The sequence below is a fragment of the Labrys okinawensis genome (assembly GCF_047345005.1).
Taxonomy (GTDB): Bacteria; Pseudomonadota; Alphaproteobacteria; order Rhizobiales; family Labraceae; genus Labrys; species Labrys okinawensis.
In genome coordinates this window covers 4434835-4447325 of record NZ_CP178864.1, presented here as the reverse complement: position 1 = coordinate 4447325, position 12491 = coordinate 4434835, and the positions used below count along the sequence as shown (strand labels likewise).

Sequence of the window (12491 nt, the reverse complement as noted above, 5' to 3'; positions counted from 1 at the left end):
GCCTCCCGCCGCTCGCGCCCCTATACGAACCGAAATTCCACCTTTCCGAGAGAGTCCATGAAGCTGCCCCGCGAGATCGGCCCCATCCACTTCGTCGGCATCGGGGGCATCGGCATGTCCGGTATCGCGGAGGTGCTGGTCAATCTCGGGTACACGGTGCAGGGCTCGGACGCGGCGGACAACTACAACGTCAAGCGTCTCAAGGATAAGGGCGTCAAGACCTTCATCGGCCATGCCGCCGAGAACCTCGGCGATGCCGAGGTGGTTGTCGTCTCCACCGCCATCAAGCGCGACAATCCTGAACTCGCCGCCGCTCGCGAGCGCCGCCTGCCGGTAGTCCGCCGCGCCGAGATGCTGGCCGAACTGATGCGGCTGAAGACTTGTGTCTCCATCGCCGGCACCCACGGCAAGACCACGACGACCTCATTGGTGGCCACTCTTCTCGATGCGGGCGATTTCGACCCCACCGTGATCAATGGCGGCATCATCAACGCCTATGGCACCAACGCGCGCCTCGGCTCGAGCGACTGGATGGTGGTGGAGGCGGATGAAAGCGACGGCACCTTCCTGAAACTCCCGACGGATGTCGCCATCGTCACCAATATCGACCCCGAGCATCTTGACCACTTCAAGACCTTCGACGCCATCAAGGATGCTTTCCGCGCCTTCGTGGAAAACATTCCCTTCTATGGCTTTGCCGTGATGTGCCTCGACCATCCAGTGGTGCAGGAACTGGTCGGCACCATCGAGGACCGCCGTGTCGTCACCTATGGCGAGAACCCGCAGGCCGATGTGAGGCTTGTCGATCTCGATCTTTCGGGCGGGCGTTCGCGCTTCCGGGTGGTCATCCGTGACCGCAAGTCGGGTGCGAGCGTCGAACTCCCCGATCTCGGCCTTCCCATGCCTGGCGGCCATAACGCCCTCAACGCCACCGCCGCCATTGCTGTCGCCCATAATCTCGGCATGGATGCCGAGAGTATCCGCAAGGGCCTGGAAAGCTTCGGTGGCGTCAAGCGGCGCTTCACCCGTACCGGCGAGTGGAACGGCGTCACCGTCTTCGACGATTATGGCCACCACCCGGTGGAGATCGCCGCCGTGCTCAAGGCCGCACGCGCTTCGACCAGTGGTCAGGTGATCGCCGTGGTGCAGCCGCACCGCTACACCCGCCTCGCCAGCCTCTTCAACGAATTCTCCGCCTGCTTCAACGACGCCGACATGGTGATCGTCGCCGATGTCTATGCGGCCGGCGAGAGCCCAATCCCAGGCGCCGACAAGGATGGCCTCGTCGCCGGCATCCGCGCCCGCGGCCATCGCCATGTCGTGGCCCTCGATCGTCCCGCCTCGCTCGCCGGCATCGTCGCCTCCGTGGCCAAGCCCGGCGATTACGTCATCTGCCTCGGCGCGGGAAACATTACCCAGTGGGCCTATGCGCTGCCGGGCGAACTGGCGGCGCTGGGGTGATCTCATGGGATCACCGTGAGCTTTGGCCAGATCGCCTTTGCCTTTTCCGCCTTGGCAGCCAACCCCTTGTCGTGCTCGCGATGGGGGTTGGGGCGAACGATCATGCCGAACATATCCTCGAGCCCGAAAGGCGCGGCGATGTCGAGACAGTCGTCGGCTTCCAGCCGCACGCCCACGGCGTGGACGATTGCCGCATAATGGAGGAAAGCTTCGTCCGCCGATCTGAGTTGCGGGTAGGGCGTGCCGAAGCGCTGTTCGAACCACAGATGCACACGAGCTTGGTTGCGGACTTCCACCGGCCAGCGGCCGGCGAAGGCTGCCTCGGACTGCCTGATGATCGCATCCTCGGCCTCCCAGCTCAGGTCGGCATCGTCGAAATAGATGAGGTCGTAATCCTTGATGCCCGTGCCCCTCGGCTGGCCAGTGAGATGGTTCCATACCGTCTGGTAGATGCTGCCGGCCACCAATCTCCATTGGGGCAGGCCGAGCGAGCGGGCGATGCGCAGGAAGGCCATGAGGTCCTCATCCGCGTGGAGGATGGCGCGCAGGCGCGCTTCATTAGTCTGAGGCTTGCTCATGGCTCTCCAAGGTAGAATCGCTGGGCTTTTCCTCGAATGTAGGCAATAAGGCGCGCGTTCCCAATTGCCGATCGCCTCGATGACCTTTCCCGACATCATTCCCTCCCTGCATCGCGTGATGCCCGGCCTGCGCGGCGCGCTTGAAGCCAATGCGTCGATGGCGCCGCTGTCCTGGTTCCGCACAGGCGGCCTGGCACAGGTGCTGTTCACGCCGGTGGACGAGGATGATCTCGCACTGTTCATGGCTGCCTTGCCGGCGGATGTGCCCTGGATGGTAGTGGGGCTCGGCTCCAACCTCCTGGTGCGTGACGGCGGGCTCGAAGGCGTCGTCATTCGGCTCGGCAAGGGCTTCGGCGGCATCGAGGTCGATGGCCTCGCCGTCAAGGCCGGGGCCGGGGCACCGGATGTGAAGGTGGCGCGCGCGGCGGCCGAGGCAGGCATCAAGGGACTCTCGTTCCTGCGTGGCATTCCTGGTGCGATCGGCGGGGCGCTGCGCATGAATGGCGGCGCCTATGGCGGTGAGACCAAGGATGTTTTCGTGTCGGCGCGGGCGGTTGCGCGCGATGGTTCGCGCGTCACCTACGATGTTGAGGCGATGGGCTTCAGCTACCGCAGATGCGCTGTTCCCTCGGACGTGGTCTTTACCGAAGCGGTATTCCGGGGCGTGCCGGGCGATCGCGAGGAGATCCTCGCCGAGATGCAGCGCATCACCGAATCCCGCTCCTCGACCCAGCCGGTCAATACCCGCACGGGCGGCTCCACCTTCAAGAATCCGCCGGGCCATTCGGCCTGGAAGCTGGTGGACGAGGCCGGCTGCCGCGGGCTGATCATCGGCGGCGCCCAGGTTTCGCCGATGCATACGAACTTCCTCGTCAATCTCGGCAATGCCTCGGCCGCCGATATTGAGACTCTGGGTGAGACAGTTCGCGAACGTGTCAGGAACCAATCGGGCATTGAGCTCGAATGGGAGATCAAGCGCGTCGGCACGCCTGCCTGAGCGGCTTGCCGGAGTTGCCTGCCGCAGCGGCATATCGCAGCGTCCCGCGTATAATTTTCTAAACGGCTGCAGCCCTTAAAGAGGCAATCCTTAAGCGCCGGTAACCGATTGTTTACCGATTTGTCCGAAAGCTAACCTTAATGGGGCGTGTGGCATTTTCCGCTTGAGGAGGATGAACGGGCTCCTGAAACCGCCCTTCAAAAAGATCATCCTGCACGGGTGGTTCCTCAAGAGAGCGTTGGCTTCGAGCATATGCTGCGTTTGTTCAATCTGCCCGATCTGCGCCAAGCCGGATTCACGACACGCACGTGGGTGGATCTGCGCTCGACGCGCCTGCAGCGCTTCGCTTCCAACCCGCCGCGCGGCCTCGGGCTGACGTTGGCGCTTGCCTTTCTCGCCAGTACCATCGTCTATGGCGCCGAAACCGGCCCGGTCTGGCCGCAGCTGCAGGGCCAGTACGGCACTCCGCTCGACATGGCCGCCAATGCCTTCGGCTTCCGCGTCGAGACCGTCGCCGTGACAGGCCAGCGCGAATTGACCGACCAGCAGATCTTTGCGGCGGCCGGCGTCACCAATACTTCCTCCCTGCTGTTCCTGGATGCCGAGGCGGCGCGCCAGGGGTTGGAGAAGCTGGCGCTTGTTCAGTCCGCCCAAGTCCGCAAGCTCTTTCCTTCCACGCTCTCGGTGACCATCGAGGAACGAAAACCCTATGCCCTCTGGCAGCGCGACGGCTCGGTGATGGTGATCGCAGAGGACGGCACGGTGATCGACAATGCCGTTGACCAGCGTTTCGCCGACCTGCCGCTGGTCGTGGGCGAGGGGGCCGACAAGCGCGCCCATGAGATCATCGCCGCCCTGGCCGATACGCCCGAATTCAACGGGCGGGTGAAGGGCGTCACGCTGGTCTCCCAGCGCCGCTGGAACCTTACGCTCGACAACAGCGTGGTGGTCAAGCTGCCGGAGGAAAACCCCAGGCAGGCCCTGAAGAATTTGGCGGCCCTCGAGCGGAACGCCAAGGTTTTGGAAAAAGATATTTTGGCAGTCGATATGCGTATGCCCGATCGCGCTACTTTCCGTTTGAGTGAACAGGCCGCGGCGGCCCGGGGCGATGCCATTGCCAAGAAGAAGAAGGGGGACAAGGTATGAGCCCCTTCGAGAACGGCCTGACCCCCAAGCTGAAGCCGCTAGCGCCGCGCAGGACCAGCGTGATGTCGGTGCTTGACGTCGGAACCAACAAGATCGTTTGCCTGATCGCCCGCTTGCGCCCGCTGGAGGGCGCGGATCTGCTTCCCGGGCGCAGCCACCAGGCCCAGATCCTGGGCATCGGCCATCAGCGCTCGCGCGGCATGAAGTCGGGCGCCGTCGTCGACATGGAAGCCGCCGAGCAGGCCATCCGCCATGCGGTCGACGCCGCCGAGCGCATGGCCGGGGTGCGCGTGGAGTCGGTGATCGTCAATGTCTCCTGCGGCCGCATCAACAGCGAACATTACTCAGCGTCCGTCCAACTCAGCGGCCACCAGGTCTGCGACCACGACATCCATCGCGTGCTCGATGCCGGCGCCAATCATTCGGTGCGCGACAGCCGCGCCGTGCTGCACTCCCTGCCGATCGGCCACATGCTGGACGGTGTCGGCGGTATCCGCGATCCGCGCGGCATGCTCGGCCGCCAGCTCGGCGTCGACATGCATGTGGTCACGGCGGAGGCCTCGCCCGCCAAGAACCTGATGCTCGCCATCGAGCGCTGCCATCTCCATGTCGAGGCCATGGTGGCGACGCCCTATGCCGCCGGCCTTTCGGCCCTGGTCGACGACGAGACAGAGATGGGTGTCACCCTGATCGACATGGGGGCCGGTACCACCTCGGTGGCCGTGTTCGCCAATCGCGCTTTCGTGCATGCGGACGGCCTGGCGGTCGGCGGCGCGCATGTCACCACCGACGTGGCGCGCGGCCTGTCGACCAAGCTCTCCGAGGCCGAGCGCCTGAAGGTTCTCTACGGCGCCACCATCGCCAGCCCGTCCGACGACCGCGAGACGATCGCGGTGCCGCCGGTGGGGGACGATCACGGCGATGGCATTCATCACGTGCCGCGCTCGCGCCTTGTGCGCATCATCCGCCCACGTATCGAGGAGATCCTCGAAATGGTGCGTGATCGCCTGCGCAATTCCGGCGCCTGGGCCGAGGCTGGCCGCCGCGTCGTGCTGACGGGCGGCGCCTGCCAGCTTACCGGAACGGTCGAGCTTGCTCGCAAGATACTGGACCGGCAGGTCCGCATCGGCCGCCCGCTCGGTATCGCGGGCATGCCGGAAGCTGCGAAGGGACCGCCTTTCGCTACGGCAGCGGGTCTACTGGTCTACCCACAGATCGCAGGAGTTGAGCATTTCGAACCCCAGGTCCGCATGCGCGCTCAGGCCACCGGAACAGACGGTTATTTCGGTCGGGTCGGACGGTGGTTGAAGCACAGTTTCTAAGTCTTGATTTCAAAACGGAAATTCAGTTTCGAATCAGGATGGGTACCTTGAACTACTAAGGTCGAGCGGTTTTTCAAGGCCGTTTGAACTTAAAAAAACCGGTCGATTTCGCCCGGAATACACAAAAGCCTGCTTCGCAAATCAGTAACTTTCTGATTCAAAGGGCAGGAAGGGGTCGTAAGGCCTTGAAGAACGTCAATTAAGGGGCGCGGAGACGCGGCCTTTGCAAAAGAGGCGAACCATGACGATCAACCTCAAAATGCCGGATATCCGGGAACTGAAGCCGCGTATCACCGTGTTCGGCGTTGGTGGGGCTGGCGGCAACGCTGTCAACAACATGATCGAGGCTGGGCTCGAAGGCGTCGACTTCGTCGTCGCCAATACCGACGCCCAGGCGCTGACTCTCTCCAAGGCTGACCGCATCGTGCAAATGGGCATCCAGGTCACCGAGGGCCTCGGCGCCGGGTCGCAGCCGGAAGTCGGCCGCGCCGCCGCGGAGGAGGTGATCGACGAGATCCGCGATCATCTGAATGGCGTTCACATGGTCTTCGTCACCGCCGGCATGGGCGGCGGCACCGGCACCGGAGCTGCCCCAGTGATCGCCCGCGTGGCACGCGAGGTCGGCATCCTTACCGTCGGCGTGGTGACCAAGCCCTTCCACTTCGAGGGCCTGCGCCGCATGCGCCTGGCCGAGTCCGGCATTGCCGAGCTGCAGAAGAGCGTCGACACCCTGATCGTCATTCCGAACCAGAACCTGTTCCGGGTCGCCAATGACAAGACCACCTTCGCCGACGCCTTCGCGATGGCCGACCAGGTGCTCTATTCGGGCGTTGCCTCGATCACCGACCTGATGGTCAAGCCCGGCTTGATCAATCTCGACTTCGCCGACGTCCGCGCCGTGATGCGCGAGATGGGCAAGGCGATGATGGGCACCGGCGAAGCCTCCGGCGAGCGCCGCGCCATTCTGGCTGCGGAAGCCGCCATCGCCAACCCGCTGCTCGACGATGTCTCGATGAAGGGTGCCCGCGGCCTCCTCATCTCCATCACCGGCGGCCCCGACATGATGCTCTACGAGCTCGACGAAGCCGCTACCCGCATCCGCGAGGAAGTCGATCCGGAAGCCAACATCATTCTCGGCGCCACCCAGGATCCGTCGTTGGAAGGCACGATGCGTGTGTCGGTGGTCGCCACCGGCATCGACTCGGCCCTCTCGCCGCAGGCCGCTCCCTCCAAGGACGATTTACGCCTCGCCGAAATGACCGCCCGCGTGCGCGAGCAGGCTGCGGCCCAGGCCGCTCAGGCTGCCCGCGTCGCCGCACCCCGCCCAGTCGCTCCGGCTTCCGCGCCGATCATGGTCGAGACGGCCGCCGTACAGCCCGAGATCGCCCAGCCTGTCGTCGTGCCGGCTCCGGTCGAGCCCGCGCCGATGGCCGTCGCCAACGACGTGACGCTGCGCCCTTTGGCCCCGAAGCCCACGCTTTTCCGTGAGCCGGTGGTCGAGGAAGCCCCGCGCGTGGCCGAGCATTATGCCGAGCCCGACCATTTCGTGCCGCCCGCGCCCGAAAAGGCCGTGGTGCGTCCACCTCGCATGCCGAGCATTCAGGACCTGCCGATGCCCGTCCAGGCCCAGATCGCCGCCCAGCGCGCTCCCGAAGCCCATCAGGGCCCAAGTGCCGACAAGAAGCGCATGACGCTGCTGCAGCGCCTTGCCGCGGTTGGCCTTGGCCGTCCGGAGACGGAGGAGATGGAAGCGGCCCCCGCGCCGGTGGCGCGCCAGCCCGAGCCCCGTCCGGCCCCGCCGCGTCCGCCCGAGGCCCAGCGCCGTCCGCCGGCCCCGCGCACGGCTCCTCAGGTTCGCTCGATCGAGGACGAGCAGCTCGAGATTCCGGCCTTTCTGCGCCGCCACTCCAATTGAGGCCAAATTCCAGCTTGTGAGGAATTTGTAACCATACAACTGAACATCGACGGCCCGGGCTCGCCACCCGGGCCGTAGTCTTTTGAAATGATTAAGGATTCGGAAACTAGGTTGAGCGGCCTGAATGAGGCAGGCCTGTGTTACAGACCGTAAGAAAGCGTGATTTGGCTAAACCTTTGGGTTCTGCTTTACGTATTTCTGAAGAAAGGTCCGAGTCCACATCGTCAGATGTGGGCGACAAGGACCAGGGGTCAAGAGAGAAAACAGGCCAGTCTGGTTTTGGTTGAGTTTCGCCCAGTTGGCGGATGGCTTGTGGAATACGAACATGAAATCTGGTTTCCAGACGACTTTGAATGACCGGGTATCCCTTGAAGGGATCGGTGTCCATTCTGGCAAGCCTGTCTCCATCACCTTGCATCCGGGCGAGGCCAATAGTGGGATCGTTTTCCTGCGCACCCATCTTGAGAACGGGCGCGAACGGGAGATCCTGGCTCATTATCCCAATGTCATCGATACGCGCCTGTGCACGGTCGTTGGTGATCCGGTGCGCGGTTCTGTTGGCACCGTCGAGCATCTGATGGCTGCCCTGCGTGGTCTGGGCATCGACAATGTCACGGTCGAAGTCGACGGTCCCGAGATTCCGATCATGGACGGATCTTCGGCGGTGTTCGTGGACGCGATCGAACAGGTCGGCATCGCCACGCTGCGGGCGCGCCGTCGCCAGATCAAGGTGCTCAAGCCTGTGCGGGTCGAAATGGGCCGCGCTTGGGCCGAGCTCCTGCCGTCAGACAAGAGCACGGCCGGCTTCCGTCTCGATGTCGAGATCGATTTCGATACGCCACTGATCGGCCGCCAGCGCCGCATTCTAGACCTCGCGCCGGACTCGTTCCGCCGCGAGCTGTCGCGTGCGCGTACTTTCGGCTTCGTCAAGGATGTCGAGCAACTGTGGGAGCGGGGCCTCGCGCTCGGTTCCTCGCTGGAGAATTCGGTGGCGCTGGGCGAGGATCGCATCCTCAATCCGGAAGGTCTGCGCTATGGCGACGAATTCGTGCGTCACAAGATGCTCGATGCCGTGGGTGATCTCGCCCTCGCGGGTGCGCCGCTGATCGGTCTGTACCGCTCCTATTGTGGCGGTCATCGCGTCAACTTCATGATGCTCGAGGCGCTCTTCGCCGATGACAGCGCCTGGACCATGGTCGACGCACCGGTACGCCGCGAGAGCGGCCACGCCGAATTGAGCAGCGGGCTTGCAGCTGCCGCCTTCGCGCCCGACACCAATTGAACGCGAAGGCATTTGCCTTCTTCGGCGACATTGCAGCAAGGCTTTGTACAAATCGATCGAGGCGGTGGCGCTTGGCCTTATAATCGGCTAGAAGGGCGCGTGAATTGCGACCGGGTAAAGGGCCTTTCCGCCATGGAGCGGCCATGGTTGCCTGCCAAGGTCGAGCCACGAAGTGTTAACGTTGTGGTGCGAATCTGATGGATGGGATCATCCACCGGAAGCGTGCTGCGACGCCGGTTTTCGTCGAAGTAGAGGTTTGAGTGATGCCGCTGCGTTCCCTCTCGTCTTCCCGCGCGATCGCGACGCGGCTCGCGGTCCGCGTGTTCGCGGTCGCCATGCTGGCGACCCCGCTGGCTGCCTGCGGCCTGTGGGATGACGATCCGGTCTACACTACCCAGGCGACGGATCCGCCGGACCTGCTCTACAATCAGGGCCTCGTAGCCATGAAGGGGGGCGACTACGCCAAGGCGATTAAGCGCTTCGACTCGCTCGACAAGCAATATCCGCAGACGGATTGGCAGAAGAAGGCGGTTCTCATGAGCGCCTATGCCAATTATTCCTCCGGCAATTATGACGATGCCATCTCGGCTGCGCGCCGTTATGTGACGCTGTGGCCGAAGGACAAGGACGCGGCTTACGCCACCTATATCTGGGCCAATTCGCAATATAAGCAGATTCCGGACATCACGCGCGACCAGGATCGCGCCAACCAGGCCCTGGCCGGCTTCCAGATGATCCTCTCCGACTATCCGAAGTCGGAATATGTCGACGATGCCAAGTTCAAGATCCAGGTCGTGAGGGATCAGTTGGCCGGCAAGGAAATGGAAATCGGCCGCTACTACCAGAAGCAGGAAAACTACACGGCCGCTGTCAATCGCTACAAGGCGGTGGTGGCGCAGTACGCGCAGACCCGCCAGATCGAGGAAGCGCTGAGCCGCCTGACCGAGTGCTACATGGCGCTGGGCCTCAGCAGCGAGGCGCAGACGGCTGCCGCCATTCTCGGCCATAACTACCCGGACAGCCAGTGGTACAAGGATGCCTATTCGCTTGTGAAGTCGCATGGCCTCGAGCCGCGCGAGGACACCGATTCCTGGCTGAGCCGCACCTTCCGCAACGCCATCACTCTCTGAGCGCCTCCGTCTCGGTTTGTTGAAAAGGCCGGTCGCGAGACCTAATGCGGTTCACCTAAGCCGGAAAATGCTCAATTTTGTCGTACCCGGGCTTGACCCGGGTACCCAGCCATACCGTCGACGACATGGTTCCGCATTGGATTGCCGGGACAAGCCTGGCAATGACAAAAGTAGCGCGAACTCGTTCTCGCTTAAGTGAACCGCATTAGGTCGCGAGACCGGCCTTTTCCTTGTGTGCGACGCGCTCTTTTGGCATGCGGCGCAGCGCCAAGAACGATATAAGACCGCATGCTCGTCCAGCTCGCCATTCGCGATATCGTCCTGATTGACCGGCTCGACCTCGAATTCATCTCGGGGCTTTCGGTGCTGACGGGAGAGACGGGCGCCGGCAAATCGATCCTGCTCGATGCCTTTTCCCTGGCGCTTGGCGGGCGCGGCGACGGCACGCTCGTCCGTCACGGCCAGAGCCAGGGGCAGGTGACGGCCGTGTTCGACATCGCCGTCGATCATCCTGCCCGGACCGTGCTGAAGGCCAACGACATACAAGATGACGGCGACCTCATCCTGCGTCGCGTGCAGATGGCCGACGGCCGCACCCGCGCCTTCATCAATGACCAGCCCGTCAGCGTGCAGGTGTTGCGCGCCGCCGGCGCGGCGCTGGTGGAAATCCATGGCCAGCACGACGACCGAGCCTTGACCGATCCCGCTTCGCATCGCGCCCTGCTCGACGCCTTCGGCGGCCTTGAAGATCTGGCGGACAGCGTTGCCGCCAGGCATGCGGCCTGGCGCAAGGCGACGCAGACCCTGGCCCAGCATCGTGCGCGCCTCGAAAAGGCGAGGGCGGAAGGAGACTGGCTGCGCCATTCGGTTGACGAACTCTCGAAACTCGACGTCCAGCCCGGAGAGGAAGAGGTGCTGGCCGAGCGTCGCGCGCTGATGATGCAGGCCGAGAAGATCGCCGTCGACCTCAAGGAGGCCTATGAGGGAGTCGGCGGCAATGACTCGCCCGGCCCGGCGCTGGCCGCCATCATCCGCCGGCTCGAGCGGCGTGGTGCCCAGGCCCCACGTCTGGTGGAGCCCGCCATCGCCTCGCTCGACCAGGCCCTGAATGCGCTGGAGGAGGCACGCATCGCCTTGCAGACCGCGCTGGAGGAGGCAAATTTCGATCCCGCCGAGTTGGAGAGGCTGGAAGAACGCCTGTTCGCCCTGCGGGCCGCCAGCCGCAAATATGATGTCATGGTCGAGGGGCTTCCCGCCCTCGCTGAACGTTATGCGGCCGATCTCGCGGCGCTCGACGAGGGAGAGGGTCAGCTTAAGGCGCTGGAGGAGTCGGACCGTGCTGCCCGACAGGCCTATGAGGCCGAGGCTGCCACCCTCTCGCAGAAGCGTCAGGCCACGGCCGGCCATCTCGACAAGGCCGTCAATGGCGAGCTTGGCCCGCTCAAGCTGGAGCGCGCCAGGTTTTCCACCAATGTCGACAGCGACAAGACCCTGGCTTCGCCCGATGGCTTCGACCGCGTCGAATTCTGGGTGCAGACCAATCCCGGCACGCGTCCCGGCCCGATGATGAAGGTCGCTTCAGGGGGCGAACTCTCCCGTTTCATGCTGGCCCTGAAGGTGGCGCTGGCCGATCGTGGCTCGGCCCCCACCTTGGTGTTCGACGAGATCGACTCAGGAGTCGGCGGCGCGGTCGCCGACGCGATCGGCCAGAGGCTGGCGCGGCTTGCCGAGCGCGTGCAGGTCATCAATGTGACCCATGCCCCGCAGGTCGCCGCCCGCGCCTCCACCCACTTCCTTATCGCCAAGGAAGCCCAGGGCAAGGAAAAGGTCGCCACGCGCGTCTCGTCGCTGGATGTCGTGCGGCGCCGGGAGGAAATCGCCCGCATGCTCGCCGGTGCCCATGTGACCGAGGAGGCAAGAGCGGCTGCGGATCGGCTGCTGGGGGGCAGGTCTTCAGACCCGGCCAGATCGCAGGTCTGACAGTAAATGGCTGAGGCCGCAAACGACATCGCCGACGCAAATTGTAACACCGATGAGGGTAGATCGCATCGCGGTTGGCACCAGCCCCATGGTCTTCCGCGCTTCGATTCTCCTGAGATCATGCAATTCATAACCTTCCGGCTCGCGGACAGCCTTCCGGCGCATGCCGTACATCGGCATGAACCGCCGGTGGAAATGCGCTGTCGGGTGCAGAGGATGCTCGACAAGGGATACGGCGCGTGCTGGCTGAGCAATCCGGGTGTAGCTAATGTCGTCGAACAAGCATTGCCGGCCTTCGATCGAGACCGATACAGGCTCTGGGCTCGGTGTATTATGCCCAACCATGTTCATGTACTTTTTGAAGCACTCAACGGGTGCCGTCTCGCAGATGTTGTAAAGTCGTGGAAGGCATATAGTGCGGCGAAGGCTAATCGCCTTATGGCAAGGAAGGGGGCCTTCTGGCAACCTGACTACTTTGATCGCTACATGCGCAATGAGGAGCAGATGAGCCGGACCATCGACTATATCGAACGTAACCCCGCCCAAGCGGGCTTGTGCCAGCAACCCTCCGATTGGCGATGGTCAAGTGCATTCCGGAAGAAGACGGGGCGATCCGTGCTGCCCTGATCTTCGTGCGTGGCGTCAAAGAGCCGGGTCTGAAGGCCCGCCCCCCAATATGT

11 protein-coding genes are annotated in these 12491 nt (G+C 63.7%); 9 read left to right on the top strand and 2 right to left on the bottom strand.

Annotated elements, in window-relative coordinates:
• The first annotated feature begins 57 nt into the window (after positions 1–57).
• The gene (gene murC / locus ACMDCR_RS20840; protein ID WP_413988450.1) at positions 58–1461 is read left to right on the top strand and encodes a UDP-N-acetylmuramate--L-alanine ligase; all 1404 of its coding nucleotides are present in this window, start codon (positions 58–60) and stop codon (positions 1459–1461) included.
• A 2-nt stretch (positions 1462–1463) separates the two neighbouring features.
• Here murC and ACMDCR_RS20835 read toward each other — a convergent pair whose 3' ends face one another.
• Positions 1464–2039 carry a nucleotidyltransferase family protein gene (locus ACMDCR_RS20835; RefSeq protein WP_413988449.1) on the bottom strand — a complete coding sequence of 192 codons (576 nt, stop codon included), beginning with the start codon at positions 2037–2039 and terminating at the stop codon, positions 1464–1466.
• 79 nt (positions 2040–2118) lie between these two features.
• Here ACMDCR_RS20835 and murB point away from each other — a divergent pair, with 79 nt between their 5' ends.
• The 7 genes from murB to recN all read left to right on the top strand — a co-directional run bounded on the left by murB (position 2119) and on the right by recN (position 11811).
• On the top strand, positions 2119–3036 hold the full coding sequence (murB, locus tag ACMDCR_RS20830; RefSeq protein ID WP_413988448.1) for a UDP-N-acetylmuramate dehydrogenase: 918 nt from the start codon (positions 2119–2121) through the stop codon (positions 3034–3036).
• 252 nt (positions 3037–3288) lie between these two features.
• Entirely contained in the window at positions 3289–4182 is an 894-nt protein-coding gene (locus tag ACMDCR_RS20825) for a cell division protein FtsQ/DivIB (protein WP_413988447.1), read from the top strand.
• Positions 4179–5504: a cell division protein FtsA gene (gene ftsA / locus ACMDCR_RS20820; protein ID WP_413988446.1), complete on the top strand. Its 1326-nt coding sequence runs from the start codon at positions 4179–4181 to the stop codon at positions 5502–5504. The genes ACMDCR_RS20825 and ftsA overlap by 4 nt, the downstream gene beginning before the upstream one ends.
• A gap of 241 nt (positions 5505–5745) precedes the next feature.
• Entirely contained in the window at positions 5746–7419 is a 1674-nt protein-coding gene (ftsZ, locus tag ACMDCR_RS20815) for a cell division protein FtsZ (RefSeq protein ID WP_413988445.1), read from the top strand.
• A 325-nt stretch (positions 7420–7744) separates the two neighbouring features.
• A complete protein-coding gene (gene lpxC, locus ACMDCR_RS20810; RefSeq protein ID WP_413988444.1) occupies positions 7745–8701 on the top strand; it encodes a UDP-3-O-acyl-N-acetylglucosamine deacetylase in 957 nt (318 codons plus the stop codon).
• A gap of 263 nt (positions 8702–8964) precedes the next feature.
• Positions 8965–9831: an outer membrane protein assembly factor BamD gene (locus ACMDCR_RS20805; RefSeq protein ID WP_413988443.1), complete on the top strand. Its 867-nt coding sequence runs from the start codon at positions 8965–8967 to the stop codon at positions 9829–9831.
• Positions 9832–10119: 288 nt separating this feature from the next.
• Positions 10120–11811, top strand: a complete 1692-nt coding sequence (gene recN, locus ACMDCR_RS20800; protein ID WP_413988442.1) for a DNA repair protein RecN — start codon at positions 10120–10122, stop codon at positions 11809–11811.
• On the opposite strand, the gene ACMDCR_RS20795 is transcribed toward recN, so the two are convergent.
• A complete protein-coding gene (locus tag ACMDCR_RS20795; RefSeq protein ID WP_413993824.1) occupies positions 11785–12093 on the bottom strand; it encodes a hypothetical protein in 309 nt (102 codons plus the stop codon). The two genes, recN and ACMDCR_RS20795, sit on opposite strands and share 27 nt — an antisense overlap.
• On the opposite strand from ACMDCR_RS20795, the gene ACMDCR_RS20790 reads away from it, so the two are divergent.
• Positions 12007–12438: an REP-associated tyrosine transposase gene (locus ACMDCR_RS20790; protein WP_413993683.1), complete on the top strand. Its 432-nt coding sequence runs from the start codon at positions 12007–12009 to the stop codon at positions 12436–12438. The two genes, ACMDCR_RS20795 and ACMDCR_RS20790, sit on opposite strands and share 87 nt — an antisense overlap.
• Positions 12439–12491 lie beyond the last annotated feature (53 nt).

Bases quoted from the DNA above. Each gene is read 5' to 3' on its own strand.
- murC (WP_413988450.1), top strand. From the start codon at position 58: ATGAAGCTGCCCCGCGAGATCGGCCCCATCCACTTCGTCGGCATCGGG.
- ACMDCR_RS20805 (WP_413988443.1), top strand. From the start codon at position 8,965: ATGCCGCTGCGTTCCCTCTCGTCTTCCCGCGCGATCGCGACGCGGCTC.
- ACMDCR_RS20835 (WP_413988449.1), bottom strand. From the start codon at position 2,039: ATGAGCAAGCCTCAGACTAATGAAGCGCGCCTGCGCGCCATCCTCCAC.
- ftsZ (WP_413988445.1), top strand. From the start codon at position 5,746: ATGACGATCAACCTCAAAATGCCGGATATCCGGGAACTGAAGCCGCGT.
- murB (WP_413988448.1), top strand. From the start codon at position 2,119: ATGACCTTTCCCGACATCATTCCCTCCCTGCATCGCGTGATGCCCGGC.
- ftsA (WP_413988446.1), top strand. From the start codon at position 4,179: ATGAGCCCCTTCGAGAACGGCCTGACCCCCAAGCTGAAGCCGCTAGCG.
- ACMDCR_RS20790 (WP_413993683.1), top strand. From the start codon at position 12,007: ATGCGCTGTCGGGTGCAGAGGATGCTCGACAAGGGATACGGCGCGTGC.
- lpxC (WP_413988444.1), top strand. From the start codon at position 7,745: ATGAAATCTGGTTTCCAGACGACTTTGAATGACCGGGTATCCCTTGAA.
- ACMDCR_RS20825 (WP_413988447.1), top strand. From the start codon at position 3,289: ATGCTGCGTTTGTTCAATCTGCCCGATCTGCGCCAAGCCGGATTCACG.
- recN (WP_413988442.1), top strand. From the start codon at position 10,120: ATGCTCGTCCAGCTCGCCATTCGCGATATCGTCCTGATTGACCGGCTC.